Source organism: Azospirillum brasilense, assembly GCF_007827815.1.
GTDB lineage: Bacteria > Pseudomonadota > Alphaproteobacteria > Azospirillales > Azospirillaceae > Azospirillum > Azospirillum brasilense_C.
Genome location: NZ_VITH01000004.1, coordinates 243,235 through 267,129 on the forward strand (window position 1 = coordinate 243,235; position 23,895 = coordinate 267,129).

Here is a 23,895-nt window from a genome sequence, read left to right on the forward strand (position 1 = left end):
GCGTGACGCGGCGTCATTCGACGTCGTTGTAGAACTGGAACCCGCCGATCTCGGCACAGACGCTGCGCCCTTGCGCCCATTGCGGGTTTTCCCCCGCCCGGTGCAGGTGGGTCGCGCCGCTGGTCGGGTCGTCGAGCAGGCCGGCCACCGCGCGGCGGGCAATCCGTTGAGCGGCGGCGAAGACCGGGTCCGCGGCGGTCACCGACAGCAGCCCCAGCCGTCCCGGCGCGTCCGGGTCCCAGCAGGGGAATTGTCCCGGCAGACGGCAGACGGCGACCACGTCGCCGCCCCACCAACACCCTCCCTGGTTGTGCGCCCGGTCGACGCGGTTCATCACGACCGCCGCCACCGCCTCCATGGCCCGAACCGATTCGCCGCGCGCCTCCCCCCACAGGGTGCGGGCGAGCGTGTCGACGGCTTGGCCGGAACCATCGGCGGACGGACCCAGCGGCGGAACGCCCGGTCCCGGCTCCGGCTTGAGGACGCGCGCCCTCATCGGCGCTCTTGCCGGGGTTCTTGCCGACGTTCTCATCGGCGGCCTCCGTCGCCGTAGGGCGGGGCGAACGGCGCGCAGCCGTTCTCCAGCTTGGTCTCGATGCGCAGCAGATGGTCGGTCAGCCGCCGCTCCACATCCTTCAGCGTCGCCACCGAGACGTAGGTCTTGGCGACCTCCAGCTTGTAGGCGGCCAGGCTCTCGCGCACCTGCGCCTGGGCGGTCTCGGCGCGGGCCCGCACCGTTTCCAGCGCGGACTCGGCGTCCCGGCGCAGCCGGGCGATCAGCCAGAACAGCCCGCCCATCACCGGCAGTTCGACCGCCGTGATCCACCAGGACAGGTCGATGGACTCCTGCATCTCCGTTCTCCAAGGAAAAAGGCAAAAGAAAAGGCCGCCATCCGGTCAGGGATGGCGGCCCGAGGGACCAAGAGGCTTTGCGGACCGGATCACACGCCCCAATCCTCCACCGGGGTCGGCGCCGTCGCGGCGCGCCAGTCCGGCTTCCGCCCCGGCGCCGGCTGGCGGTCGAAGCGGAACGGCTCGCAGGACAGCGCGCCGGCCACCGCGTCCAGCCCGTCGTCGCGGCCCGTGTAGCGCCCGTCCGGCGACCACTCGCGCATTTCGCGGATGAAGGGCGTCTCCCACACCGTGGCGTGGGCCAGCAGACGGCGGTCGGCCAGCAGGGCGTCGAACGCCTCGCGGATGCGCAGCGCCTTGGCGCGGCGGCTCGCCTCCTCGACCACGGCGGCGCCGACCTTCTCCGTGCGCAGCGCCTTGCGCAGCAGGCCGGGCAGGAAGCGCCCGATGCCGTTGATCTCCACATGGACCGCCGGCAGATGGTGCCGGTCCAGGAAGCGGGCGACCTGGAGGCACTGCTGCTCCGCCTCGGTGTCCGGATCGCCGGGGTCCACCGACAGGTAGAGCACGCGGTGCAGGTAGAAACGCCCATCCGCCCCGCCGAACAGGGCGGCGACGACGCTAGAATCGCCGGGCTTGCCGCCCTCCGCCGCCGGCCGCGCGAAGGCCGGGTCCCACCAGCAGGAGGCCGAGGCCATGCGCAGGCCGTTCAGCGTCAGCACCGCCCGCCCCGCCGACTCCCGATAGTCCAGTTCGCCGTCGTAGCGGCCCAGCCGGTCGGGGTCGAGGAAGCCCTCCGCCTCGTTGACTGGCTGCAGCAGCATCTGGCTGGTGAATTTGTTGGGGCCGGTCGCCTTGCGGATGCGGTTGACGTGGGCCTCGCCGAAGCGCTGCGGCCAGGCGTAGCGGCGCCGGCCGTCCGGGCCGTCGGTGTAGACGGGCAAAACCAGCCGCGCGAAACCGTCCAGAAAGGGCCGCGTTTCCCCCGCCTCCGTCCGCGGCTCCTCCGCGTAGATGGAGTAGTAGCTGTGCGGCGTCCCGACATAGAGCTGCACCCCGCCCGGCACCAGCAGATAGTCGATCTCCGCCAGCCTCTCGCGCAGGTCGGCGCGCTTGCCCGGACTGCCGGAGGTGCGCGGCACCTCGACGTCGTCGCAGATCACCACGTCGGCGCGGCTACCCGTGATGTTGCCGCCCACGCCCGCCGCCACCATGGAGGGGTCGCGCAACTCCTGCGCGCGGACCACGGTGAACTGGTCGGCGGCCCACTGGTCGCGCTCCTTCGCCGGGGGCTTCAGGCCGCGGGTGTCGGGGTGGCGCTCGATGATGCGCTTGACGTTGCGCACCATCTTCTTGGCCAGCTTCAGGTCCGCCGCCAGGACGAGCAGCCGCCGGTTGGGGTCCTGGTAGAGCATCCAGGCTGCGAACAGCCCGACGATGGACGACTTGCCCGCCCCGCGGAAGGCCATCAGCAGCAGGCGCGGCCCCATTCCAAAGGACCCGATGCCGAAGGGCCCGACGCCGGCCGCCTGCCGCTCCAGCCACGCGGCGATCTGGAGATGGTGGCGCGGGGTGGTCAGATCCGATTGCCGGTTCCAGTCCTGGACGAAGGCGAAGAAGCCCTTCTTGCGCGTGTCCGCCGCCTCCATCACGCCACCCGCCCCAGGATGTGCCAGCCGGCGCCGTTGGACATCGCCGTGACCGCGCTGCCGGTGGCGGCCAGGGTCACCGGGGCGTTGTCCGGCCCGCCGCCGCCCTGCACGGTGACGGTGATCGGGTTGCCCGAGACATCGGCCTTCTTGACCGTCACCGTGCGCCCGACCGCGTGCAGCGCCCCCGGCGGTGGCAGCCGCACCGTGACGGCACCACTGAAGGCGCTCACCAGATACAGCGCCTGGTTCAGGTCCGGCTCGAACAGGCCCGGCTGGTCGTGGAAATGGGCGTTGTCCGGCCGGTTGTTGCCGGCCACCACCCACCAGCCGGCCCCGTTCGACACGACGGTCACGAAGTCGTAGCGGTTGCCCAGCGCCGCCGTCCGGCCGTCCGGCCCCGGCCCGCCCTCCTCGGTAATGGTCAGGCGGTGGAGGGAGGCGTCGGTCCGCTTCACCGTCACCGCGTGGCCGTTGGCCGCCTCCGCCGCCGGCAGCCGAAGCTCCACGTCGCCGCTGTAGGCACTCGCCAGATAGACGGAGCTGGTCAGGTCCAGCGCGACCACCCCACCGGCCTGCGGCTCCACATATTCGGTGTCGTAGCGCAGGGCCTCGACGACCAGCTCGGAGACACGGCTGCGCGCCAGCCGGTTCTTTTCCGGATAGCCGGCGTTCACCGCCGTGTAGCGGCCCCCGGACTGGTCGTAGATGGCCGGCCCGGCGGACATCGACAGCAGATTGACGATGGCCGTCTCGACCGACCCGGCGTCGAGCTGCACGTTGGGCACGCCGCCCAAGGATTCCGCGTAGAAGTTCAGGATCAGCGTCTTGTCGGTGTTGGCGCCGACGCGGAAGCAGGCCAGAGCCATCGTCGACAGGTTGGCCTCGCAGTCCTGGAAACTGTTGTTGTACTTGCCCTGCTCCACGAAGAAGCCGCAGCCGGCGATCGGCGCCGACAGGGAATAGACGCGCACCATGGAGAAGCGGTTGGCGTTGGGCGTGTCGCCCTCCCCCGTCCGGGTCAGCCACACCCCGTGCAGCGACGGGCGGGCCACCAGCACGCGCGACACCATGTTCCAGTAGCAGGGCCAATTGGGGTCGGCGTAGCCGTCGAACAGCAGCCCGACCCGCGGGTCCCAGATGGTCAGGTCGCTCAGCGTGTTGTGCACGCAGGGTCCGTCCCGCCCGAACAGCCTCACCGCGGCGTCGCCCCGCTCCAGCCGCAGGCCGCTCACCGTGGCGTAGCCGTCCGGCAGATGGATCAGGTCGAACGCGGCCGAGGCGCCGGCGATGACCGACCTCTGCCCGGCGCCATACAGAGTCTGGCCGTAGCCGACGGTCAGCGTGTTGGTGATCCGGTAGGTGCCCGGCGGCACATGGACGGCGTCCGCGCTGGTCAGCGCGGCCTGGATCGCCCGCGTGTCGTCGACGACGCCGTCGCCGACCGCACCGAAATCCCTCACCGACAGGGCGTCGGCCAGCTTCTCGCGCACCGGGCGGCGCACCGCGCCGGCGCCGGGGGCGACGAAGGTGGACAGCGCCTCCTCGTCCACCGGCTTGCGGGCGATCGGGTTTCCCACCGTATCGAAGGCGAGGAGCTGGCCGGCCCGCACCGTCCGTTCCGGCAAGCGGTTGGAGGCCGGCAGGTCGGTGTCGGTGTAGCGCAGCATCAGTTCCTGATCCCCGGCCACCTGCTGGAGCGCGGCGGTGAGCTGGTCGAATTCGCGGTTCAGGCTGGCGGCCGGGAGCGGCCCGCTTTCCAGGAAGTCGCTCATCCGCTCGATGGGCAGGCGGCGGCGCAGCAGGACGGGCGTCCCGGCCTCCGGCGGTGTTGCGAAGCCCACCGTGCCGCCCGCCGTCTCCCCGGCTCCGGTCACCGCGTAACCGGTGGTCTGCCGCGCCGCGCCCAGGAAGATCTGAAGGTCGCCGTCCTCGAAGATCGGAAACGGAAAGACGAAGTCGGTCTGCACGCCGTCGGCAAGATACTGGACGCGCGGGTTGCCGCGCGGAACGTCGAATGCGCTGGGCATTGGGGGGCGCCCCTTCTCCTGCGTGGGTTGACCGGGGGTGTCAGTAAAAGCGGCTCATGAACTCCAGCCGTTGCCGCTCGGCGAGCTGCGCCTGCTCCAGCAGGTTGCGGCGGCGCACGCTGTCGACCTCCTGCTGGATGGCCTCGCGCTTCAGCCGGTCGGTGCCTTCGGCCTCCCCGCGCTCCGCGGCGCTGTCCTTGACGACGCCGAGCAGGATCGCTTCGCCGGACCCATCCGCCGCGCTGACCCCGTTGGAGCCGAGCGTCGCGCGGGTGCGCGCCACGGTGCGGCGCAGGGCGTCCACCCGCCGCCGCTCGTCGGACTGCGCGGCGGCCGAGATCTGGGCCAGCCGTGTGCGGGCGTCCCCCTCCTTGTCCGCCAGCGTGGCGGCCTGCCCGGCGCGGAGCTGCCCGGCGGCCAGATTCTGGCTCTGCGCCAGCCAGTCCATCTCGCGGGCGCGCTGCCGCTCCGCCTCGATGCGGGCCTGCTCGTCCTTCTGGCGCTGAAGCTCCTGGTCCTGGCGGCGCAACTCGTCCTCGCGCTGCCATTGCAGCCGCTGCTGCTCCGCCTGCTGGGCGTAGCGGCGCTCGTCGGCGGCCTGCTGCCGGCGCGCGCTGTCCGAGGTGCCGGAGACGCGGTCCACCGTGTCGGCAACGGAGTTGACCAGCGGCAGCGCCGCGGTGGCCAGGGTCGTGATTCCGCCCATCAGTCGTTCACCCTCAATTCCATGGTTACGGACAAAAGCGTGAAGGGCAGCGGTGCGTCCTGCCGGATGCTCCACAGCGGCCGGTCGCTGTCGCGCCGCCAGCCCAGTGCCCGCAGCCTGCGGTCGCCGGAGACCAGCGCCGGGACGCCGCCCACGGGCTGCGGCCCCGTCCGGTGCAGCGGCAGTTCCTGAAGGCCGCGCCCCAGGTCGGCGTGGAGCGCTGCCGTCTCCTCCAGCCGGAAGCCGACGGACACCAGCCGCACCGCGTCGGTTCCGCCCGCCTGGCCGAGCAGGCTGACCGGCAGCGGGTCGATGCGGTGGCTGTAGGGCAGCCCGGCCTCGACATGGCGGGCCGGCGGGTCGAGCACGATCTTGCCGGCGGCGACGGTGGCGTCGGCGCGGACCGTGCCGTCGGCGACCACCGCGAGGGTCCGCCCCTCCAGATGATCCAGCCCGCTCCACACCGCGGTCGGGGAGTCGTGGTCGCCGACCAGGGCGGCGTCGAGGTTCAGGGCGTCGTCGAAGCGCTCCACGCTCCACCGCCCGGCGCGGTCGACCAGCGCGTAGACCTCGTCCCCGACCACCGCGACGGAGCGCACCGCCCCGTCGGTCTCCAGCCGGGTCCAGGCGGTCACCTGCTCCAGCCGGTAGACGGTCAGGGCGCACAGCGCGCCGTCCTCCATAACCACGAACATCAGCCGGCGGCCCTGGTCGTAATCCTGGTCGCGCGGCTTCACCACCAGATGGCGGGCGAGCAGCGCCAGATCGTTGGCCTGATAGGCGGCCTCGGTGTCGGTGTAGAGGAATTCGCGGATTTCCCGCCCGTTGCGCGACACGAACAGGGTGGCCCCGTCCACGTCGCGCGGCGGGACGGAGCGGTCGACGGGAGAGCCGATGCGGGTCTGCCGGTGGACCTGGATGTTCTGCGGGGTCAGCGGGTCGCCCGACACCATGTACTCCGCGCCAGAGGTGAAGACCTGGAGATGCCGCCCGGAGAAGACGGCGCGCACCGCGTTCACCTGATCGGACAGGATGCCGAACTCGATGGCCTCGTCGTCCTGCCCGGTGCCGAGGTCGAAGTTCCACAGGTCGGCGGAGCGCGACAGCCACAGCCGGTTGGGCAGATCGCGCGAGCCGCCGATGACCAGCCGGTCCTGGTGGAAGGCCGCCGACACCGGCCAGCCGCGCAGCGGCGAGAAGGACTGCTCGTCCCAGGCCGTCGTGGCGGCGGTGCCGGCCAGCGTCTCCAGCACCGTCGCGGTGACCTGCGTCCCCGACACCACCCCCTCGACGCGGAGCTGCTTGCCCTGGATGCGCAGACGCGTGCCCTCCTGCTTCGGGTCGAAGACCGCGGCGGAGGCCGTCACTGTCACCAGCCCGTCCGTGCCCGACGGGGTCAGCGTCACAGCGGGATCGGCGAAGCGGTAGAAGGGCATCGCCACCCGCTCCCCCTCCGCAACGTAGCTCCAGCCGCTCAGCGCCCAGGCGTCGGCGCCGCTGCGGGTCAGCTTGCGCGGCGGCACGTCGGGGTGGCAGACCAGCAGCGTGTCGGCGCTCTGCGTCCAGGTGATCTGGGAAAGCTGGGCGGCGGTCCAGGGCGCCGCGACGCTGGCGATGGGCGCGTCGTCGCCGTAGACGTCGATCCGGCCGTCGGAAAAGACCAGCAGATAGGTCTGCTCGGTGTTGAACTCGAAGGCGACCAGCCGCCCGTCGCCGCGGGCCGGATCGACGAAGGCGAGGCCGGAGCGGCGCGTCACCCCGCCGGTCGGGTGGATGAACAGGTTGCGCAGCGCCAGCGCCCCGTTGTCGTAGGCGCGCAGGTCGCCGCGCCCGAGCAGCCGGCGGGAAATCTCCCCCGCCGTGAAGTTGGTCTTCACCTGACGAATCCGCGCCATCAGCCCCTCGCGTCGATCAGGGTGAAATCCTCGAAGCCCGGCTGGCTGTCCTGCAGGGCGTCGATCTGGCGGGCGCGGCGGAACTCGCTCTCGGCCAGCCGCTGCAGAAGCTCCGCCCGGCTCGTGCTCTCGGTCAGCGGAATGCAGAACTCCGCGGCCAGCCGGGCGATCAGCGCCTGATCGAAGAAGGCCGGGAAGTCCTCCTCCGCCGGGCGCCCGACATAGGTCAGCACCACCGCGTCGGACGCCGCCTGCAGCGCCCGTCCGGCGATGCGATAGTCCAGCCCGCGGCCCCGCCCGCCCGCCCCGGCGCCGAGCGCGCGCAGGAAATCGGCGGGAAGCTGGAAGGCCACGCCGTAATCGGCGACCGGGTCGTCGGCCAGCCGCGCCAGCCGGGCCTGCCGGGTGGCGAAGCTCCAGGCGTTGGCGGAGAGCAGCGCGTCGCGCGCCGGTTCGTAGAGGCCCGCCGCGACCTCCGCCTCGGCGGTGCCCTCGTCGAAGGCGGTGATCGCCGTCGCCCCGATCTTGAGGAGCGCGCGGCTGCACAGCCCGATGGCCGTCAATGCCATGGGTTCGATCCTTCGAAACAGAGGAAGGATGCCGGGGCGCCTGAACGCCCCGGCTTGGCGTGAGCCGTGATCAGGTCTTGATGACGTAATTCAGGATCAGGGTCGGCTGCACGGTGTTGTGCGGCTGGCCGCCGCCGACGCTCGAGGTTTGCTGACGCTGGGGAATGGCGCCGTTGCCGCCCGCGAAGTTGTTTCCCATCTTGAACCACATCACATCGTGGCTGTGGTTCGGCATCTCCTCGATGGTCAGGGTGTGGACCTGCTCGCCGCCCGCCGCACCGAGGGTCGTGCCGTCGATGCCGGCTCCGGCGGAGGTCACACGGTTGGCCGCGGTGCCGCCCATGCTGTCCAGGCCGGCGGGCACGCGGCCGCGCAGGTCGGGAACACGAAAGGTGCCGGTGGCGTCGGAGGCGTTGCTGAACGCCCGGCCCAGGATCGCCGCAAGGGCGGGGTGGCTGGCGTCGTCGAGCAGGCTGCCGTCGCAGAACAGATAGCCGTCGGGGGCGCTGGCGCCGCCGAACGCGAGAACGGCGCCGGTGGGAACCAGCCAGCAGCAACCGGAGGAAACGGTCATGATGCTGTCTCCAGAATGTGGGTGGGAAAGGGATCGTCAGTCGGTGTTGGACGCGCCGAAGGGCGACAGGTTGGCGACGTCCACCACCCCCGCCGCGTTGGCGGCGACGACGAGGACGCCGGCGGCGGGCGCCCCGGCGGTGCCGGTGTTGGCCAGGATCATGTCGCCGCTGCGCAGCAGGTCGGACGCGCCGTTGAAATAGCCGCTGTTGTCCACCAGCGTGGCGGCGTCCGGCGTCGTGTAGTGCCACAGGGTGAAGCCGTTGGCGTAGGCGAGGACGCTCAGGTCCTTCGGAAGATAGGGCATGGGGAAAACTCCAGATCGGTCGTCGGCGGGGAGCGTCAGGTGTCCGGGGTCAGGCTTCCAGGCAGCGCATGGTCACGACGCCCGCCGCGTCGATCAGGCCGGCGCCCTGCGACATCATATTGTTGACGAAGTGCGCGGCACGGTCGCCGTGCCACGAGATGTCCGTCTTCACGTCGGCGCCGGAGGCGTGGCCGACGGCCGTCTTGTGGTACCAGTGGCACAGCCGCACGCCGCCCTCCGCCTTCAGGCCGGAATGGGGCATCCACAGCGTGCCCAGCCAGCGCTTGGCCTGGGTGCCGCGCCAGGGCAGCTCGTCGGCGCCGACATATTCGGTGCTGGCGAACTCGTCGATGCCGAGGAGCTGGCTCCACTGCTTCCAGCCGACGACGGCGTAGCGCTGGCCGTCGTCCGGCACGTCGGACTCGCCCAGTTTCTCGAAGGCCGCCAGCACCTTCGCCTTGGTCAGCCCGTCGCCGGGGCCACCCGCGTAATTGGTGGATTTGTTCAGCTCACCGAGGATGAGCTCGTCGGTCTTGCGGCCCAGCGCGTAGGCGCCGGCGCTGGCGATGATCTGCCGCTCGTCGATGTTGGTCTTCAGCTCGTCCAGCCGGTCGACCCAGTCGCCGGCGTAGAAGTCGTAGAGGGTGCATTCGACCGGCGTGTGGTCCAGGTTCATCACCGGAACGGCGCCGTGGCGCGCCTTGGTCGAGGCGGTGCCCTTGCCGACCTTCTGGAAGACGGTGGAGGCGCCCTGGACGTTGTTCTTGGTGCGCACCGTGTTGCGCAACTTGGAGCCCATGCGCTGGTAGGCGTCGTGCACTTCGCGCTCGAACTGCTTGACGAAAGCCTGGGCGACCGAGGTGGACATCGGACTGTTTTCCTTTCGCGTTCTGCGGGGTCCCGTCCGGCGGGAAGCATTCCGCCACCCGGTTGTCAGGCGCGCCCGATCCCCGGACAGGACGGGGGGACGCGCGCCCGGCCGCGGGCGAAGCGCGAAAAAGAAAGAGGCTGGCCGGGCCTTTCGGTTGTCCGGCCAGCCTCTTTCAGGACAGGCATGGAGGGGAGGTTCGGGATGCCGCGGCCCATCCTGTGAGGGGACGCAGAACGGGCGTTGGCAAGACCGTTTCTAGGACATCCGGCCTTTCATGTCAAGAATATTTTCCTTTATGCCGGAGCCATCCCCTAGGCGCGGTACTCCCTTGTGGCAGGGAATATTCCCCGGAACCGCGCTGTTGAACGGTTGGCCTCAACGGCCCGAAAACACGGCATAAAAAAGGAATACGCTTCATGAAGACGATCATCACCGCCTGTGGCGTCGCCGCGCTTCTGCTCGCCACGCCCGCCATGGCCGAAAGCATGTCCGGAACCGCCAAGGAGGTCCCGAGCAACAAGGCGACCGGGCAGGTCGCGGCCACCCACGGCTCGCTCGACCCGGCGGTCGCGAAGATGACCGCGGCCCAGCTCAAGGGCAAGGACGTCTACGGCAGCGACGGCAAGGACATCGCCGAGATCGAGGGCATCGTCCGCAAGGGTGGCCAGACCTTCGCGGTGATCGACGTCGACCACATCGCCGACATGAGCGACAAGGACGTCGTCCTGCCGCTGGAGCGGCTGCACATGAAGGGCAAGCGCCTGACCGTCGACATGACGGAGAACGACCTTAAGGGTCTGGAGTCCTGGCAGAAGGACAAGTACGAGGACGTCAAGGGCGCGCTGCGCTGACGCCTGGATCGGGACGGTCCGGGGGCGACGGCCCCCGGACCTTTTGAATCTCACGCCGTCCGGCGCAGGCGCACGGCCAGCAGGTCGGCGGCCTGCCCGGCGGGGACCGGACGCCCGGTCAGCCAGCCCTGGACCAGGGTGCAATTGTGGTGGCGCAGGAAATTGGCCTGTTCCTGCTTCTCCACCCCCTCCGCCACCACGTCGAGCCCCAGCATGTCGGCCATGGCGATGATGGTGGAGACGATGCCGTTGTCCTCCCGCGCGCTCGGCACGCCGTTCACGAAGGAGCGGTCGATCTTCAGAGTCGTCACCGGCAGCCGCTTCAGGTAGCTCAGCGAGGAATGGCCGGTGCCGAAATCGTCCACCGCCACGCGGATGCCCATGGCCTTCAGCGCCGCGAGCACCGACAGGGCGTGGTCCATGTCCTGCATCACCGCACCCTCGGTGATTTCCAGCTCGACCAGATCGGGCGACAGGCGGTGGCGGTCGATGATGCGGCGGAAGTCCTCGGCGGAGCGCTGGCGCAGGTGGCGCGGCGAGATGTTGACGGCCACCGGCACGGGCTCCAGCCCATGGTCGATCCATTCCCGCAACTGTCGGCACGCCTCGTCCAGAACCCAGTCACCGAGCGGCACGATGAAGCCGGTGTCCTCGGCGACCGGGATGAACTCGCCGGGCGGGATCATGCCGAAGCCGGGCTTGTCCCAGCGCAGCAGCGCCTCGAACCCCTCCAGCGACTGGTCGATCAGCGACACCTTGGGCTGGTAGTGAAGCTGGAACTCGCCGCGCGCCAGCGCCGCGCGCAGGTCGCGGTCCAGCGCCAGATGGCGGTGCGCCTGGTCGGCCAGCTCCTTGCGGAAGAAGGCGTGGCGCTTGCCGCCGGCCCGCTTGGCCGCGTAGAGCGCCGTGTCGGCGGAGCGGACCAGCTCCTGCGCGCTATCGGCGTGGTCGGGGAAAAGGGCGATGCCGATCGACGGGCGGACGTAATGCTCGGTCCCCATCAGCAGCACCGGCTCGTCGAAGGCGGCCAGGATCCGCTGGGCGGCGATCTCCACCTCCTGCGCCTCGCCGACCTCGTCGAGGATCACCGCGAAGTCGTCGGTGCCGATGCGCCCCACCGTGTCGCTCGCCCGGACCGTGAGGACGATCCGCGAGGCGACCTCCTGCAGCAGCAGGTCCCCGGCGTGGTGGCCCAGCGTGTCGGTGATCAGCTTGAAGCGCGACAGGTCCAGGCACAGCACCGCGAAGCGGCGGCCGTGGCGCCGCGCCCGCTCGATCGAGGTGTCGAGCAGCGATTCGATGAGGGCGCGGTTCGGCAGGCCGGTCAGCCGGTCGCGCGTGGCCAGCCGCAGCAGTTCCCGCTCGTGGCGCAGCCGCTCCGTCATGTCGGCCAGCGCGCAGACGTAGCTGCGCCGCCCCTGCACGTCCAGGCAGGACAGGGAGAGCGAGGCGTCGATCCGCCCGTCCGCCCGCTCGATCACCAGCTCCTCGGCACGTTCCCTGCGGCCGCCGGTTCCCACCCCCGCGACGGCACCGTCGGCCGGCGCCCCCAACCCCAGCAGCCGGGCGACGCGCTCGCGGTCCTCCTCGGCGAACAGGTCGGCGAAGCGATGGCCGTCGAGCCGCTCCGCGGGCACGCCGAACAGCGCGACGGCGGCGGGGTTGTGCTCCTCGACCAGACCGTCCTCGCCGACCAGCACGATGGCTTCGCCGATGTTGTTCATGATGCCGAACAGCCGCTCGTCGCGCACGATCAACGCCTCGGCGGCCTGCCGGAAATAGTCCATGGCGCGGGCCATCGCGCCGAACTCGTCCTTGCGGTCGCGGCCGGGGATGTCGATGCCGGTCTGCCCTTCGGTCAGCCGCTCCATCCGCTCTGACAGCGCCTCGATGGGACCCAGCACATGCTGCGACAGGAACACCGAGAGCGGCCAGCTCAGCACCAGAAGGACGGCGATGAACAGCATGAAGGCCAGGGCCTCCATGGCGAACTCGCGATCGAGGTCGTCGGTCCCGCTGGCCGCCGCGATGGTCCAGCCCCAGGGCTCGAAGGTCAGGCTGGCGCGGACCGAACGGCCCTCGCCCATCCACCCCTCGGGCACGCGCCCGTCGGTGAACACGCTGACATGGAAGGGATCGCGCCCCAGCGCCCGCAGCGCCAGCCGCGCCTGTCCCTGCCCCTCGTCCCGCGCCAGGGCACCGGCCTCGATGGACGCGTTGATCTCGCCAAGCATGGCGTGCGCCGACCCGACCAGCGCGTGGGTCAGCCGTTCCCGCTCCGTGATCAAACCGCTGCGCAGCAGGTAAAGCGCCGGTATTGCCGCCATGAGGCAGCCGATCAGGCCGATCCAGGTCAGCCAGCGGATCTTGCGGCGCAGCGTCATCACGGTCCCGGCGGCAGTCGTCGCACCCGGCTTCTTCCGGGCGGCGGTCATTCTGCGCGAAAGCGTCGCTTTTTTATTTCAAACACGCAACGTCCAAGTTGGCCGTCCCCGCCCTCCCCGACCAGTTTGAAACCGGCTGCGACATTTCGCCCATCCGACGCGGCATGGCCTCGACGGTCCTTCCGCGAAGCCACGCCGCGCCGCCGGCCCAACAATCAGGCCGTCGGATACAAACGCCGGAACCCGTCGGTCACCCGCGACACCACCGCCGGATCGCGGTCACGCCAATAGCGGGGGTCCCGCATCAGCGCCTGCAGTTCCGCCTCCCCGCCGGCGGAGGGTGCGCCGGCCGGCATGGACAGGGCGGCGGGCTCGCCGCCGGTCATCATCCGGTGCAGCGCCATCACCCCCTCATAGGTGGTCGACAGCCCCTCCACCGCGGCCGGCGGCAGGTTCTTCACCGCCCAGGCGTGGAGCTGCCGCGACACCTCCCGCCAACGCTCGGCTCCGCCGAACTGGGCGGACAGCCGTTCGACCTCGCGCTCCGCCTGGAACTCGGCGGCCAGTTCCTGGATCAGCGGGACCAGCCGCTCGGCGGCGAGGTCGTAGACGAGCTGCGCCTGCTCCGGCGTGAAGCCGGCGCCATGCAGGCGGCCGTTGATCGCCGGATCCGGCTCGAACAGCCCGTGGTCGCAGGCGATGCAATAACCCTCCGGCCCATCCGGCACGCCCGGCGCCCTCAGCAGGTCGGGCCGCTCGTCATCACCGGAAGCGGGGGCGGACAGCTTGCGCTCCAGCTCCAGATAAGACTTCAGAAGCGCTTCGACGCGCACCGCACCGGTCCCCGGATCGCGGAACTTCTCAGGCACCGCCGGAGCGGCGGGTAAGGCGCCGGGAACGGGCGAGGTCAGCAAATTGTCGGCCATGGATAGCTCCTTATCGATGAAAGACTCAGGCGCCCTGCCCGCGGGCGGCCAGGGCGAGGATCAGGGCGACCAGACGGCGCTGGCCCTCCAGGTCGCGCAGCGCGGCGTCGGAGGCGTCGGGGCCGAGCGTGCGGTCCAGCGTCATGGCTTTCAGCGTGTCCAGCACCCGCGCCCCGTCCGGCCCGGCGAAGCAGCGGGCGAAGCTGGGCGCCGGGTCGCCGGCCGGGACGGCCCCGGCGGGCGGCACGCCCTCCAGCCAGCCCCACCCGCCGGTGTTCCAGTCCGCCGGATCAGCCATGGGACGCCTCCGCCCGCACCAGCTTGGCGGGCACGCCGAAGGCCTCGCCCAGCCAGCGCGCGGTCGCCGCGACGTCGACCGTGGACAGCGCCTCCGGACCGAGCTGCCGCGCGGTGTCCAGCCAGCGCAGCGTCGCCTGGACGTCCCGCTGCGCCTGCGCCTGGGCCAGCGGGGAGCGGTGCTGCAGCGCGACCGTGCGCCCGTCCACCGCGATGTCCGGGATTTCGCCACGGCGGCGCAGAATGCCGACGGCGCGCAGCACCAGCGGGGTCAGCAGCTCCGCCTGCAGCCGCCCGTAGGTCGCGCCGAGCAGCCGGGCCATCTCGGCGGAGCGTTCGACGACCTCCGTGGCGGTCATCCGCGGCTGGTCCAGCGGCCCCAGCCGGTCGGTGAGCAGCGCGTGGCGGATGCGCGCCCGCAAGTCGTCGAGCACGAGCTGCGACACATCGAACCGCCCGGGGTTGGCGAGCGGCGTCAGCCCGGCCGAGCCCACCGCCTTGGGGATGATCGTCCCCGGCACCAGCCGGATGGTGGCGGGGTTCAGCACGCCGTCGTCGTCGGCCTGCCAGATGCCGGTGACGGCGACCGAGGCGTTCTTCAGCACCAGCTCGACCACCTTGTTGGCGGTCTTGATGTCGGGCAGCGCCTTCATCACCGGCGACCGGCCATAGGTCTCCCCCGGTGCCTTCAACCAACGGAAGTTGATGAACGGCGATTGCGCGAAGCGCCCCTCGGCCAGCGTGGCGGGATCGGCCAGCCCGCTGTCCAGCACCACCGTCCAGCGGTAGGCCAGCCCGTCCGGCAGCACCGCCTCGACGAGCGGAAAGCGGCTGTCCGGCTCCGCGGCGCCGCGTTCCCGCACCTCGTCCGGCAGGGCGGCTCCGGGAAAGCGGCGTTCGATCTGGGCCAGCGTCGCCTCGCTGCGCCGGAAGGTGCCGTCCAGCCGCCCGTCCGCCCCCTCCTCCAGCACCGCCTCGGCCAGCGGCACCGCGGTGAAGCGCAGGCTGGACGCACCGCCGGGCGGCGCCTCCTCCATCAGCAGGCAGGCGGTGCCCACCGTCACCAGATCGAGGAAGGCTTGATGGATTTCGACGGCGAAGTTGGAGCGGTCGACATGCGCCTGCAGGATGCCGGCGGCGCGGTCGAGCATCGGGGCCACGCGGTCGCGCTCCCCGTCCGGCAGCGACGGGCCGGGCTGCAGCCCGAACCAGCGCGACCAGGGCGGGGTCAGCTCGGCCAGCAGGCTGGCGGCGAGCTGCTCCACGGCGTCCGGCGCGGTCCCGTCGAACAGCCGGTCCACCCGCCGCTCGCCGGGGGTACCGCCGCCGCGGAAGGGCTGCCCGTTGGGCAGGGCGTGGTCGTAGCAATCCTGCCAGTGGCTTTCCCAGACCGACCGGCGCTCCCGCGCCGCCCGGTAGCGCTCCAGCAACCGCTCCGGCCCGTTCGGCGGGGCGGAGGTCTTGCCGCGCCGCCGGCCGCTCACACTGTCATTCAGGGTGTCGCTCATCCCATCACTCCCCCAGCAGGCGCTTGCGCAGCGGGACCAGCGCGCCGACGTCGAGCGCGCCCCGCCAGGAGGTCTGGACCGTCCCCGCCCGTCCCCGGTTGCGCCGCTGGATCAGCGCCTCGGCGGCCTTGGCCGGGTCCTTTTCCTCCTCCGTCGCCGGAGCCGGGTCGGCCGGCTCGACGACGGGGGGCGGCGGGGGGGCGGGCACTTCCGCCACCGGGGCGGCGGGTTCGGGAAGCGGAGCCGTGTTCCACCAGGGCGTCGTGACGGGCGCCGGCGTCTCCACGGGAGGCGGGGCCGGGGTCGGTGCGGGCTCGGGGGCGGGCGCCGGCGGGGGTGGAGCGGCGACGACGGGAGCGGGCTCCGGAGCAGGGGCGGACGGCGCGGATGGCCGCGGCGCCTTGAACAGGTTCGCCATGGGCGGGGGTTCCTCGGTCGTGACGGGACGGGGCGGCGGGAAGCAGGACGCGGCGGCGCGGATCAGGATGCGGCGGGCCGTGTCAGCCGCCGGTAGAGCTGCCAGGGCGTCAGGACGCCGGGTGCGTGGAGACCCAGCAGGCGCTTGACCGCCTCAACGCAGGTGAAGGGCCCCCAGGGGGCCGGGCGGGTCAGGCCGCGCCGCACCGGCGCCGGGGTCACCGCCATGCCCAGCCCGCGGTACCAGCCCGGCAGGTCGAAGGCGGCGGGGAGGTCGAGGACCGACACGTCGGTGAAGGGCGACAGCGGATCGACGATCACCCAGCGGCGCCCGTCGTGCAGCAGCGCGAAGCAGTGGCGGAATCCCGGTTTCAGAAGGCGCAGCCACCACAGCTCCGCCTCGCCACGGAAGACCACCCAGGCGCGCGGCGAGTCCCCTTGCGTCCGGCAGGGCCCCATATGGCACGACGGCGGCATCGGCGTGCTCACTGGACGATGCCCTTCTCGCGCAGCACCGGGCGGAGCCGCTCGAACGCCTCCCGCCACAGGGTGTGGGCGCGCTGTTCGCGATACCGCGCCGGGTCCGGCGCCATCAGGCGACGCCCGTAATGGACCAGCACATGCAGGTGATCGCGGATCAGCAGACGGCGGCGGTACAGCCGGTCCACCGCGCTCAGCACGTCGCCGGGCTCGCACGGGCGCTGGACCAGCCCCTTCCCGGCGGCGATGCGCGCCCCGGCGGCCTTGGCGTCCTGCGCCTGGACCGACCAGAACCACGCCTCCTCCGCGCTGCCGAACGGTTCCCCGACGGCGTCGGACAGGACCATGGACATGTTGCGGCGTTGGACCATGCGCGGGCCTCCCTCGGAATTGCAGCTTTTGCGTTCGCGGGCGCAGCTTCGCTCTCGGGCGGAGCGCCGGATGGGCCGCGGCGCGCGCGGCTGGCGAACACATGTTCACGTTATGTACTGATTGAAGTCCTTCGTCAAGGAAAATATGAATAGGTTCCTAGGGACGGCTTTCCGTGATTATGTGATTATCCTCCCATGCTGAAACATGCGGACATCTGGCGGGCGATCGACCGCCTCGCGGCCCAGCACGGGCTGTCGGCCTCCGGGCTCGCGCGGCGCGCGGGGCTGGACCCGACGACCTTCAACAAGAGCAAGCGGACCACCGGCGACGGCAAGCTCCGCTGGCCCTCGACGGAGAGCGTGTCCAAGGTTCTGGAGGCGACCGGCGCGTCGCTGTCGGAATTCGTCAGCTTGGTCGGCGATTCCGCCGGCGCGGGTTCGCTGCAGCGGGTGCCGGTCATCGGCTACGCGCAGGCGGGCAACGCCGGCTTCTTCGACGATGCCGGCTTCCCCTCGGGCGTGGGCTGGGACGAGCTTCTGTTCCCCAGCATCGGCGATCCGCACGCCTACGCGCTGGAGATCGCCGGGGACAGCATGGACCCCGTCTACCGCGACGGCGACACCATCATCGTCTCGCCCGCCGCACAGATCCGGCGCAACGACCGCGTCGTCGTCCGCACCAAGGGCGGCGAGGTGATGGCGAAGCAACTCGTCCGCGAAACCGCCACGAAGATCGAGCTGATCTCCATCAACCGCGCCCATCCGGACCGCAGCATCCCGCGCGCCGAGGTCGCCTGGATGGCCCGCATCGTCTGGGCGAGCCAGTAAGAGCCAGCCGCGCGGCACACCGTCCTAGGATACTTTTCCTTTACAGCATTGGCGGAAGGGTTTAGCGTCCGGCCATGACCGGAATCGCAAGATCACATCCTCGTCCGTCGCTTCTGGAAGAGCTGGAACGCCGTCACGACGACGCACCGCCCCGTGGTGCGCTGCGGACGGCGGTTCTCCATGGGGTGGAGCGCTGCGCCACGCTGACCCACGCCGCCGCGCTTCGCCTGCACGACCGTCTGGCCGCGGAGGCCCGCCGCGGCACGGCACAACGCCGCCGCACCCTGCCCGCCGGCCGGACCGCCAGCGACGTCTGGCTGGCCCGCCTCGCCGCGTCGCTGACCCATCACCGCAACGCCGCCAGCGCGCTGGTCCGCGACGGCGGTTGAGCCTGGGGTGAACCGGCGGCGCGGCTCTCAGGTCGCCGGAGGAGTGCCGGTCCCGCCGGGAGCCGAGACCGCCCCGTCCACGGCGCCCTCCATGGCGGCGGGCGCGGTCCGCGCCTTCCTTGCGCGCGGCTTGCGAACCGGTGCAGCGGCAGACGGGGACACCGCCGGCGCAGCCGTGTCCTCCGCGGCCAAAGACTCGGAGGGTGCCGGCGTCTCCGCCCGCTCCGCGGCCTTCTTCAGCACCTTGCCCTTTGAAAAGCCGGCCTCGCGCAGGGCCGTCTTCAACTCTTCCCACGCCAAGCGAATGTCCGTGGCGAAGGCCCGCGCGTCGCCGTCGCGGTGGGTGCGGAAATACTCCGCCGCCGCGCGCATCTGGGCTGGCAGGGTTTCCGCCCCGGCGCGCACCGCCTCGTTGCGCAGGCGGTTGTGGCGCTCGTCCAGATAGGTGAGGATGTCCGACAGCTCCTCCGGCGTGCAGCTTTTCTGAAGCTTGTCGGTGACCGCGGGCGCGGCCTTGTCGATCTTCCCGACCAGCTCCGAGCGGCCGCGCTTCAGCTCCGGATCGTAGACGGTGCGGATCACCTGGATCACGCGGCGCCGTTCGCGGAATTGCATCATCTCCCCCCTCAACATGAGTCCTTCGATGGACCGATTCACCGTTTCGAAGGAATCATGCCGCGGAACGGACCGCCTATCAAGCCGGTTTTCGGGCCGCATACCGCCCAAAAACCGGCGTTCCGGGTCATCCGAAGCGGATCAGCGGAAGGCGAACTCCCAATAGAGCGCCCGCGCCCGCGCCGCCAGGGGACCGGGCTGCAGAGTACGCTTCTCGACGCGGGTGACCGGCACCACCTTCGCGTAGTTGCCGGTCGAGAACACCTCGTCCGCCTCCAGCACGTCGCGGGGGCTTAGGCTAGCCTCCTCCACCGCCACGCCGTCGTCGCGCAGCAGGGCGATCACGCGCTGGCGGGTGATGCCGTTGAGGAAGGTGCCGTTGTGCACCGGCGTGCGCACCACCCCGTCCTTGGCGATGAACAGGTTGGCCGTCGCGAACTCCGCCACGTTGCCGATGGGGTCGAGCATGATGGCGTTGTCGAAACCGCGCTCCCGCGCCTCCTTCAGCGCCAGCCCGGCGTTGGGGTAGAGGCAGGCGGCCTTGGCCTCGGTCGGCGCCATGTCCGGCACCGGGCGGCGGCGGCTGGACAGTCCGGCGGTGAAGCCCGCGGCGCTGGGCAGCGGCGCCTCGTAGACCGACAGGACGAAGCGCGTGCTCTCGGCGTCGGGCGCGACGAAGCCCTCCTCCGCGTAGAACATCGGCCGAATGTACAGCTCGGCCTCCTTGGGGAAGCGGCGGATGCCGTCCCAGCACAGCTCCTCGATCTCCCCGGCGGTCAGCATGGGGGCGAGGCCCATCACCTGGGCGGAGCGCACGACGCGGGCGCAGTGGCGGTCGAGGTCGGGGGCCACGCCCTGGAAGGCGCGGGCGCCGTCGAAAACGACCGAAGACAGCCAGAGCGCGTGAGTCATCGGGCCGACGATGGCGGGGTTGCCCGCGATCCATTCGCCCTGGATGTAGCTCAACGCCTGACCGGCCGTGCTGCCCATGATCTTCTCCCTTTTTGGCTTCGGGTTGGTTCTATCCGGATGGTTCGCTCCCTCGAAAAGCATACCCCCTCATCGCCGCCGGTCAACCTGCGCAGACGGGCCAGCCGGACGGTTGATGCAGGACACCCTCACCACACCGGGAGCGACCGACCCATGGGCTGGACCTATTCGAGCGCCTTTCCGCAGCCGCTGCGCGCGGCCCCGCCCTTCCCGCCGCCGGGCCAGGACGTTCCCACCCCGGGCCCCCTGACCGACAACCCGGACCTGCCGACCCCCGGCCCGCAGGAGGACATACCCTCCCCCCTGCCCAACGACGACCTGCCGCCGTCCCGGCCCACCGACCCGGACTTCGCCTGAGCCGCGACGCCGCCGAACGGCCAAAGAAAACGGGGCGCCCCCTTGCGGAGGCGCCCCGTTCTTCATCGGTGAACCGAAACGGACGGATCAGCGGCGCTGAACCATCAGCTTCTTGATCTCGGCGATGGCCTTGGCCGGGTTCAGGCCCTTCGGGCACGCCTTGGTGCAGTTCATGATGGTGTGGCAGCGGTAGAGACGGAACGGGTCCTCGAGGTTGTCGAGGCGCTCGCCCGTCATCTCATCGCGGCTGTCGACGATCCAGCGGTAGGCCTGGAGCAGGATCGACGGGCCGAGGTAGCGGTCGCCGTTCCACCAGTAGCTGGGGCAGGAGGTCGAGCAGCAGAAGCACAGGATGCACTCGTAGAGGCCGTCCAGCTTGGCGCGGTCCTCCGGCGACTGCAGGCGCTCGCGGCTCGGGGCCGGCGACTGCGACTGCAGCCACGGCTTGATCGAGGCGAGTTGGGCGTAGATGTGCTTCAGGTCGGGGACGAGATCCTTGACCACCGGCATGTGCGGCAGCGGGTAGATCTTGACGTCGCCCTTCACCTCCTCGATGGCCTTCAGGCAGGCCAGCGTGTTGGTGCCGTCGATGTTCATCGCGCAGGACCCGCAGATGCCCTCGCGGCAGGAGCGCCGGAAGGTCAGGGTCGAGTCGATGTTGTTCTTGATGTAGATGATCGCGTCCAGGATCATCGGGCCGAACTTGTCGAGGTCGACGACGTAGGTGTCGACCCGCGGGTTCTGCCCGTCATCCGGCGACCAGCGGTAGATCTTGAAGGTCTTCGCCCGCTTGGCGCCGCTGGCGGCGTTGATGGTCTTGCCGACGCCCACCTTGGAATTGGCGGGCAGGTTGAATTCGACCATGGTTCGTATCCTTGCCTTGCTCTTGCCGCCTTAGTAGACGCGGGCCTTGGGCGGAAACACCTGCACCTCGTCGGTCAGGGTGTAGAGATGGACCGGGCGGTACCCGATCTTCGTCTCGCCCTTGTCCGACACCTCGATGACGGTGTGTTTCATCCAGTTCTCGTCGTCGCGGTCCGGATAATCCTCGCGGGCGTGGGCGCCGCGGCTCTCCGGCCGGTTCTTCGCCGAGTGGAGCGTGGCGACAGCCTGGTACAGCAGGTTGTCCAACTCGATGGCTTCGACGAGGTCGGAGTTCCAGACCAGCGAACGGTCGCTGATCGCCATGTCGCTCTTCTTCGCGAAGGTCTGGTCGATGAGCTTGACGCCCTCCTCCAGCACCTCGCCGGTGCGGAAGACCGCGCAGTTGTTCTGCATGGTCCGCTGCATTTCCAGGCGAAGCTCCGACGACTTGATGGAGCCCTTGGCGTTGCGGATGCGGTCGAAGCGCTCCAGGGCGACGTCGGTCGCGGCGGCGGACGACGACACCGACTTGCCCTTCTCGACGATCTCGGCGGCGCGGATGGCCGCCGACCGGCCGAACACCACGAGGTCGAGCAGCGAGTTGGAGCCCAGGCGGTTCGCGCCATGCACCGACACGCAGGCCGCCTCGCCGATGGCCATCAGGCCGGGCACCACGCGATCCGGGTCCTCGGCGGTCGGGTTGACCACCTCGCAACGGAAGTTGGTGGGGATGCCGCCCATGTTGTAGTGCACCGTCGGTAGAACCGGGATCGGCTCCTTGGTGACGTCCACGCCGGCGAAGATCTTGGCCGTCTCGGCGATGCCGGGCAGGCGCTGGTGGATGATCTCCGGCGGGAGATGCTCCAGGTGCAGGTGGATGTGGTCCTTGTGCTCACCGACGCCGCGGCCCTCGCGGATCTCGATGGTCATCGAGCGGGACACCACGTCGCGCGAGGCGAGGTCCTTGGCCGACGGCGCGTAGCGCTCCATGAAGCGCTCGCCGTTGGAGTTGGTGAGGTAGCCGCCCTCGCCGCGCACGCCCTCGGTGATGAGGCAGCCGGAGCCGTAGATGCCGGTCGGGTGGAACTGCACGAACTCCATGTCCTGCAGCGGCAGGCCGGCGCGCAGCACCATGCCGCCGCCGTCGCCCGTGCAAGTGTGGGCCGAGGTGGCGGAGAAGTAGGCGCGGCCGTAGCCGCCCGTCGCCAGAACGACGAGCTGGGCGCGGAAGCGGTGGATGGTGCCGTCGTCGAGGTTCCAGGCCACCACGCCCTTGCAGACGCCGTCCTCCATAATGAGGTCCAGCGCGAAATACTCGACGAAGAACTCCGCCTCGTGCTTCAGCGACTGCTGGTAGAGGGTGTGCAGGATGGCGTGGCCGGTGCGGTCGGCGGCGGCGCAGGTGCGGTAGGCCTGCTGCTTGCCGTAATGGGCGGTCATGCCGCCGAAGGCGCGCTGGTAGATCTTGCCTTCCGGCGTGCGCGAGAAGGGCACGCCATAGTGCTCCAGCTCGATGATCGCCGGGATGGCCTCGCGGCACATGTACTCGATGGCGTCCTGGTCGCCCAGCCAGTCCGACCCCTTGACGGTGTCGTACATGTGGAAGCGCCAGTCGTCCTCGCTCATGTTGCCGAGCGCCGCCGAGATGCCGCCCTGGGCGGCCACGGTGTGCGAGCGGGTCGGGAAGACCTTGGTGATGCACGCCGTCTTCAGGCCCTTCTCGGCCATGCCGAAGGTGGCGCGCAGGCCCGCACCGCCGGCACCGACGACGACGACGTCATAGGAATGATCGATAATATCGTAGGCGGCCATGGCTCGTCAGGCTCCGAACGAAATCTTGAGGACGGCGATGACGCAGGCGGCACCCAGCACGAAGCACAGGGCTTTCACGGCCAGGATGCTCAGGATCTTCGCCATCTCGTTGTGCACGTAGTCCTCGATCACCACCTGCAGCCCGGCCTGGGCGTGGTGGAAGGTGACCACGGCGGTCAGCACCATCATCAGCGCCGAGAAGGGCGACTGCAGCCACGCGACGAAGGCCGCGTGGTCGGCGCCCAGATGGCGGATCACCCCGAAGACGAACCAGATGGTCAGCGGAACCAGGGCGATGGCGGTGACGCGCTGGTGCCACCAATGCTCGGTGCCGTGCTTGGCGGAGCCCAGGCCGCGCGCGATCTGCAGCGGCGAGCGGAGGGTCTTGCTGTTGGACGCCATGTCTTCTCTCCTCACCACACGGCCAGGCCGATGACCCAGGTCAGCACGGTCAGCACGGCCGCCGCACCGATGACGATCTGGTTGCCGCGGTCGGCCTCGCTCAGCTCGAACGCCTTGCCGGCGTCCCACACCAGGTGCCGGATGCCGTTGCACAGGTGATAGTAGAGCGCCAGCGACCAGCCGAACATCAGCAGCAGCCCGAAGAACGAGCCGATGAAGTGCTGCGCGCGTTCGTACGCGGCGGGGCTGGTGGCGGCGGCGACCAGCCACCAGGTCAGCAGAAGGGTCCCGACGGCCAGCCCCACGCCCGTGATGCGGTGCGTGATGGACAGGAGCGCGGTCCTGGGGAGTTTGTAGACTTGCAGATGCGGAGAGAGCGGCCGACCGCTGCCGTTTGCCATTGCGTCGTCCTCAGTTCGGCGACCGGTCGCGGCAAGGAGGGCTGTTGCCGCGACGGCGGGTGATGCGAGACCGAAAGTTTTAAGCCCTGCTGTGTTTGGCGATTGAATTACGCCTCTACCGCACACGAGTCAACGGCAGGGACTTGGCCGTGGCCAAAATGGCGCACCGCGGGAAGTGCCTGAAAACTAACGGGCTTTGCTGCAGCTGGTATTACCAGGGCCAAAACGCGGTTTTGCCGTTCAGCCTATTACTTGTCGAAGCGGCGAACATTCTCCACCATCATCGAATACATCTGGGTAATCAGCTCCGCCGGACGCAGCCGGCCGAAGGGGATGTTCTCCTTGGCCCACTCCACCAGCCCCTCGGGCGGGCGGACCGGCGCGACCTCGTAGCCGGCCTTCTTCAGCGCGTTCATCACCGAACGGGCCTGCTTGGTGTAGTCCTCGTTGAAGAAGGACTTGTCCGCGTCCTTGATCGCCTTGGCGATGATGTCTTCGAGCGGAGTGGCCATGCCCCGGTGTGCCGGTCGCGGTCGTTCGTGATAGGGCGG

Annotated in this window: 28 protein-coding genes; 4 read left to right on the forward strand and 24 right to left on the reverse strand. The window is 70.3% G+C overall.

Annotated elements, in window-relative coordinates:
- Nucleotides 1–13: 13 nt before the first annotated feature.
- The 10 genes from FBZ83_RS10140 to FBZ83_RS10185 form a co-directional block, all read right to left on the reverse strand.
- Entirely contained in the window at nt 14–496 is a 483-nt protein-coding gene (locus FBZ83_RS10140; protein ID WP_145682332.1) for a cell wall hydrolase, read from the reverse strand.
- Nucleotides 497–528: 32 nt separating this feature from the next.
- A complete protein-coding gene (locus FBZ83_RS10145; protein ID WP_145677420.1) occupies nt 529–852 on the reverse strand; it encodes a hypothetical protein in 324 nt (107 codons plus the stop codon).
- A gap of 89 nt (nt 853–941) precedes the next feature.
- The gene (gene terL / locus FBZ83_RS10150; protein WP_145682333.1) at nt 942–2,501 is read right to left on the reverse strand and encodes a phage terminase large subunit; all 1,560 of its coding nucleotides are present in this window, start codon (nt 2,499–2,501) and stop codon (nt 942–944) included.
- Nucleotides 2,501–4,531 carry a glycosyl hydrolase family 28-related protein gene (locus tag FBZ83_RS10155; protein WP_145682334.1) on the reverse strand — a complete coding sequence of 677 codons (2,031 nt, stop codon included), beginning with the start codon at nt 4,529–4,531 and terminating at the stop codon, nt 2,501–2,503. The genes terL and FBZ83_RS10155 overlap by 1 nt, the downstream gene beginning before the upstream one ends.
- Before the next feature lie 40 nt (nt 4,532–4,571).
- Entirely contained in the window at nt 4,572–5,237 is a 666-nt protein-coding gene (locus FBZ83_RS10160) for a hypothetical protein (RefSeq protein ID WP_145682335.1), read from the reverse strand.
- Entirely contained in the window at nt 5,237–7,132 is a 1,896-nt protein-coding gene (locus tag FBZ83_RS10165; RefSeq protein ID WP_145682336.1) for a hypothetical protein, read from the reverse strand. The genes FBZ83_RS10160 and FBZ83_RS10165 overlap by 1 nt, the downstream gene beginning before the upstream one ends.
- Complete coding sequence (locus FBZ83_RS10170) at nt 7,132–7,701, reverse strand: hypothetical protein (RefSeq protein WP_145682337.1); 570 nt, start codon at nt 7,699–7,701, stop codon at nt 7,132–7,134. The genes FBZ83_RS10165 and FBZ83_RS10170 overlap by 1 nt, the downstream gene beginning before the upstream one ends.
- A 70-nt stretch (nt 7,702–7,771) precedes the next feature.
- Nucleotides 7,772–8,275: a phage tail protein gene (locus FBZ83_RS10175; protein ID WP_145682338.1), complete on the reverse strand. Its 504-nt coding sequence runs from the start codon at nt 8,273–8,275 to the stop codon at nt 7,772–7,774.
- A 36-nt stretch (nt 8,276–8,311) separates the two neighbouring features.
- Nucleotides 8,312–8,581: a hypothetical protein gene (locus FBZ83_RS10180; protein WP_145682339.1), complete on the reverse strand. Its 270-nt coding sequence runs from the start codon at nt 8,579–8,581 to the stop codon at nt 8,312–8,314.
- Nucleotides 8,582–8,630: 49 nt separating this feature from the next.
- On the reverse strand, nt 8,631–9,449 hold the full coding sequence (locus FBZ83_RS10185; RefSeq protein ID WP_145682340.1) for a phage capsid protein: 819 nt from the start codon (nt 9,447–9,449) through the stop codon (nt 8,631–8,633).
- A 419-nt stretch (nt 9,450–9,868) separates the two neighbouring features.
- Between FBZ83_RS10185 and FBZ83_RS10190 the strand changes: the two genes are divergently transcribed.
- On the forward strand, nt 9,869–10,303 hold the full coding sequence (locus tag FBZ83_RS10190; protein ID WP_145682341.1) for a PRC-barrel domain-containing protein: 435 nt from the start codon (nt 9,869–9,871) through the stop codon (nt 10,301–10,303).
- A 50-nt stretch (nt 10,304–10,353) separates the two neighbouring features.
- Here the strand turns inward: FBZ83_RS10190 and FBZ83_RS10195 are convergent, their stop codons facing one another.
- The 7 genes from FBZ83_RS10195 to FBZ83_RS10225 all read right to left on the reverse strand — a co-directional run bounded on the left by FBZ83_RS10195 (nt 10,354) and on the right by FBZ83_RS10225 (nt 16,686).
- Complete coding sequence (locus FBZ83_RS10195) at nt 10,354–12,738, reverse strand: putative bifunctional diguanylate cyclase/phosphodiesterase (protein ID WP_145682342.1); 2,385 nt, start codon at nt 12,736–12,738, stop codon at nt 10,354–10,356.
- A gap of 164 nt (nt 12,739–12,902) precedes the next feature.
- The gene (locus tag FBZ83_RS10200) at nt 12,903–13,613 is read right to left on the reverse strand and encodes a capsid assembly protein (protein WP_145682343.1); all 711 of its coding nucleotides are present in this window, start codon (nt 13,611–13,613) and stop codon (nt 12,903–12,905) included.
- A 25-nt stretch (nt 13,614–13,638) separates the two neighbouring features.
- Nucleotides 13,639–13,911 (reverse strand): hypothetical protein, encoded by a 273-nt coding sequence (locus FBZ83_RS10205; RefSeq protein ID WP_145682344.1) that lies wholly within the window; start codon nt 13,909–13,911, stop codon nt 13,639–13,641.
- The gene (locus tag FBZ83_RS10210; protein ID WP_145682345.1) at nt 13,904–15,418 is read right to left on the reverse strand and encodes a portal protein; all 1,515 of its coding nucleotides are present in this window, start codon (nt 15,416–15,418) and stop codon (nt 13,904–13,906) included. The genes FBZ83_RS10205 and FBZ83_RS10210 overlap by 8 nt, the downstream gene beginning before the upstream one ends.
- 4 nt (nt 15,419–15,422) lie before the next feature.
- Nucleotides 15,423–15,836 carry a hypothetical protein gene (locus tag FBZ83_RS10215; protein ID WP_145682346.1) on the reverse strand — a complete coding sequence of 138 codons (414 nt, stop codon included), beginning with the start codon at nt 15,834–15,836 and terminating at the stop codon, nt 15,423–15,425.
- 62 nt (nt 15,837–15,898) lie between these two features.
- On the reverse strand, nt 15,899–16,324 hold the full coding sequence (locus FBZ83_RS10220) for a hypothetical protein (protein WP_247888249.1): 426 nt from the start codon (nt 16,322–16,324) through the stop codon (nt 15,899–15,901).
- Nucleotides 16,321–16,686 carry a hypothetical protein gene (locus FBZ83_RS10225; RefSeq protein ID WP_145682347.1) on the reverse strand — a complete coding sequence of 122 codons (366 nt, stop codon included), beginning with the start codon at nt 16,684–16,686 and terminating at the stop codon, nt 16,321–16,323. The genes FBZ83_RS10220 and FBZ83_RS10225 overlap by 4 nt, the downstream gene beginning before the upstream one ends.
- A gap of 195 nt (nt 16,687–16,881) precedes the next feature.
- On the opposite strand from FBZ83_RS10225, the gene FBZ83_RS10230 reads away from it, so the two are divergent.
- Together FBZ83_RS10230 and FBZ83_RS10235 are read left to right on the forward strand one after the other, a co-directional pair.
- Nucleotides 16,882–17,514: a S24 family peptidase gene (locus tag FBZ83_RS10230; protein ID WP_145677380.1), complete on the forward strand. Its 633-nt coding sequence runs from the start codon at nt 16,882–16,884 to the stop codon at nt 17,512–17,514.
- Nucleotides 17,515–17,588: 74 nt separating this feature from the next.
- On the forward strand, nt 17,589–17,903 hold the full coding sequence (locus FBZ83_RS10235; RefSeq protein ID WP_145682348.1) for a hypothetical protein: 315 nt from the start codon (nt 17,589–17,591) through the stop codon (nt 17,901–17,903).
- A 27-nt stretch (nt 17,904–17,930) separates the two neighbouring features.
- On the opposite strand, the gene FBZ83_RS10240 is transcribed toward FBZ83_RS10235, so the two are convergent.
- Both FBZ83_RS10240 and FBZ83_RS10245 read right to left on the reverse strand, forming a co-directional pair.
- Entirely contained in the window at nt 17,931–18,521 is a 591-nt protein-coding gene (locus FBZ83_RS10240) for a hypothetical protein (RefSeq protein WP_145682349.1), read from the reverse strand.
- Nucleotides 18,522–18,659: 138 nt separating this feature from the next.
- Complete coding sequence (locus tag FBZ83_RS10245) at nt 18,660–19,508, reverse strand: branched-chain amino acid aminotransferase (RefSeq protein ID WP_145682350.1); 849 nt, start codon at nt 19,506–19,508, stop codon at nt 18,660–18,662.
- Nucleotides 19,509–19,661: 153 nt separating this feature from the next.
- Here FBZ83_RS10245 and FBZ83_RS10250 point away from each other — a divergent pair, with 153 nt between their 5' ends.
- On the forward strand, nt 19,662–19,865 hold the full coding sequence (locus tag FBZ83_RS10250; protein ID WP_145682351.1) for a hypothetical protein: 204 nt from the start codon (nt 19,662–19,664) through the stop codon (nt 19,863–19,865).
- An 87-nt stretch (nt 19,866–19,952) separates the two neighbouring features.
- Here the strand turns inward: FBZ83_RS10250 and FBZ83_RS10255 are convergent, their stop codons facing one another.
- From FBZ83_RS10255 to FBZ83_RS10275, 5 genes are all read right to left on the reverse strand, one after another.
- On the reverse strand, nt 19,953–20,729 hold the full coding sequence (locus FBZ83_RS10255; RefSeq protein ID WP_014241601.1) for a succinate dehydrogenase iron-sulfur subunit: 777 nt from the start codon (nt 20,727–20,729) through the stop codon (nt 19,953–19,955).
- A 30-nt stretch (nt 20,730–20,759) separates the two neighbouring features.
- On the reverse strand, nt 20,760–22,541 hold the full coding sequence (sdhA, locus tag FBZ83_RS10260) for a succinate dehydrogenase flavoprotein subunit (RefSeq protein WP_035675802.1): 1,782 nt from the start codon (nt 22,539–22,541) through the stop codon (nt 20,760–20,762).
- Nucleotides 22,542–22,547: 6 nt separating this feature from the next.
- Nucleotides 22,548–22,943, reverse strand: a complete 396-nt coding sequence (gene sdhD, locus FBZ83_RS10265) for a succinate dehydrogenase, hydrophobic membrane anchor protein (RefSeq protein ID WP_035675804.1) — start codon at nt 22,941–22,943, stop codon at nt 22,548–22,550.
- An 11-nt stretch (nt 22,944–22,954) separates the two neighbouring features.
- Nucleotides 22,955–23,344 carry a succinate dehydrogenase, cytochrome b556 subunit gene (gene sdhC / locus FBZ83_RS10270; RefSeq protein WP_145682352.1) on the reverse strand — a complete coding sequence of 130 codons (390 nt, stop codon included), beginning with the start codon at nt 23,342–23,344 and terminating at the stop codon, nt 22,955–22,957.
- Between the two features lie 248 nt (nt 23,345–23,592).
- Nucleotides 23,593–23,856 (reverse strand): hypothetical protein, encoded by a 264-nt coding sequence (locus FBZ83_RS10275; RefSeq protein ID WP_014241604.1) that lies wholly within the window; start codon nt 23,854–23,856, stop codon nt 23,593–23,595.
- Between the last annotated feature and the right edge of the window lie 39 nt (nt 23,857–23,895).

What these genes read in the sequence shown, in the direction of transcription:
- FBZ83_RS10200 (WP_145682343.1), bottom strand. Translation starts at nt 13,613, where the DNA reads ATGGCCGACAATTTGCTGACCTCGCCCGTTCCCGGCGCCTTACCCGCC.
- terL (WP_145682333.1), bottom strand. Translation starts at nt 2,501, where the DNA reads ATGGAGGCGGCGGACACGCGCAAGAAGGGCTTCTTCGCCTTCGTCCAG.
- FBZ83_RS10180 (WP_145682339.1), bottom strand. Translation starts at nt 8,581, where the DNA reads ATGCCCTATCTTCCGAAGGACCTGAGCGTCCTCGCCTACGCCAACGGC.
- FBZ83_RS10185 (WP_145682340.1), bottom strand. Translation starts at nt 9,449, where the DNA reads ATGTCCACCTCGGTCGCCCAGGCTTTCGTCAAGCAGTTCGAGCGCGAA.
- FBZ83_RS10215 (WP_145682346.1), bottom strand. Translation starts at nt 15,836, where the DNA reads ATGGCGAACCTGTTCAAGGCGCCGCGGCCATCCGCGCCGTCCGCCCCT.
- FBZ83_RS10145 (WP_145677420.1), bottom strand. Translation starts at nt 852, where the DNA reads ATGCAGGAGTCCATCGACCTGTCCTGGTGGATCACGGCGGTCGAACTG.
- FBZ83_RS10240 (WP_145682349.1), bottom strand. Translation starts at nt 18,521, where the DNA reads ATGATGCAATTCCGCGAACGGCGCCGCGTGATCCAGGTGATCCGCACC.
- FBZ83_RS10255 (WP_014241601.1), bottom strand. Translation starts at nt 20,729, where the DNA reads ATGGTCGAATTCAACCTGCCCGCCAATTCCAAGGTGGGCGTCGGCAAG.
- FBZ83_RS10230 (WP_145677380.1), top strand. Translation starts at nt 16,882, where the DNA reads ATGCTGAAACATGCGGACATCTGGCGGGCGATCGACCGCCTCGCGGCC.
- FBZ83_RS10175 (WP_145682338.1), bottom strand. Translation starts at nt 8,275, where the DNA reads ATGACCGTTTCCTCCGGTTGCTGCTGGCTGGTTCCCACCGGCGCCGTT.
- sdhA (WP_035675802.1), bottom strand. Translation starts at nt 22,541, where the DNA reads ATGGCCGCCTACGATATTATCGATCATTCCTATGACGTCGTCGTCGTC.
- FBZ83_RS10160 (WP_145682335.1), bottom strand. Translation starts at nt 5,237, where the DNA reads ATGGGCGGAATCACGACCCTGGCCACCGCGGCGCTGCCGCTGGTCAAC.
- FBZ83_RS10140 (WP_145682332.1), bottom strand. Translation starts at nt 496, where the DNA reads ATGAGGGCGCGCGTCCTCAAGCCGGAGCCGGGACCGGGCGTTCCGCCG.
- FBZ83_RS10245 (WP_145682350.1), bottom strand. Translation starts at nt 19,508, where the DNA reads ATGGGCAGCACGGCCGGTCAGGCGTTGAGCTACATCCAGGGCGAATGG.
- FBZ83_RS10205 (WP_145682344.1), bottom strand. Translation starts at nt 13,911, where the DNA reads ATGGCTGATCCGGCGGACTGGAACACCGGCGGGTGGGGCTGGCTGGAG.
- FBZ83_RS10195 (WP_145682342.1), bottom strand. Translation starts at nt 12,738, where the DNA reads ATGACCGCCGCCCGGAAGAAGCCGGGTGCGACGACTGCCGCCGGGACC.
- FBZ83_RS10235 (WP_145682348.1), top strand. Translation starts at nt 17,589, where the DNA reads ATGACCGGAATCGCAAGATCACATCCTCGTCCGTCGCTTCTGGAAGAG.
- sdhC (WP_145682352.1), bottom strand. Translation starts at nt 23,344, where the DNA reads ATGGCAAACGGCAGCGGTCGGCCGCTCTCTCCGCATCTGCAAGTCTAC.
- FBZ83_RS10155 (WP_145682334.1), bottom strand. Translation starts at nt 4,531, where the DNA reads ATGCCCAGCGCATTCGACGTTCCGCGCGGCAACCCGCGCGTCCAGTAT.
- FBZ83_RS10275 (WP_014241604.1), bottom strand. Translation starts at nt 23,856, where the DNA reads ATGGCCACTCCGCTCGAAGACATCATCGCCAAGGCGATCAAGGACGCG.
- FBZ83_RS10210 (WP_145682345.1), bottom strand. Translation starts at nt 15,418, where the DNA reads ATGAGCGACACCCTGAATGACAGTGTGAGCGGCCGGCGGCGCGGCAAG.
- FBZ83_RS10225 (WP_145682347.1), bottom strand. Translation starts at nt 16,686, where the DNA reads ATGGTCCAACGCCGCAACATGTCCATGGTCCTGTCCGACGCCGTCGGG.
- sdhD (WP_035675804.1), bottom strand. Translation starts at nt 22,943, where the DNA reads ATGGCGTCCAACAGCAAGACCCTCCGCTCGCCGCTGCAGATCGCGCGC.
- FBZ83_RS10170 (WP_145682337.1), bottom strand. Translation starts at nt 7,701, where the DNA reads ATGGCATTGACGGCCATCGGGCTGTGCAGCCGCGCGCTCCTCAAGATC.
- FBZ83_RS10250 (WP_145682351.1), top strand. Translation starts at nt 19,662, where the DNA reads ATGGGCTGGACCTATTCGAGCGCCTTTCCGCAGCCGCTGCGCGCGGCC.
- FBZ83_RS10165 (WP_145682336.1), bottom strand. Translation starts at nt 7,132, where the DNA reads ATGGCGCGGATTCGTCAGGTGAAGACCAACTTCACGGCGGGGGAGATT.
- FBZ83_RS10190 (WP_145682341.1), top strand. Translation starts at nt 9,869, where the DNA reads ATGAAGACGATCATCACCGCCTGTGGCGTCGCCGCGCTTCTGCTCGCC.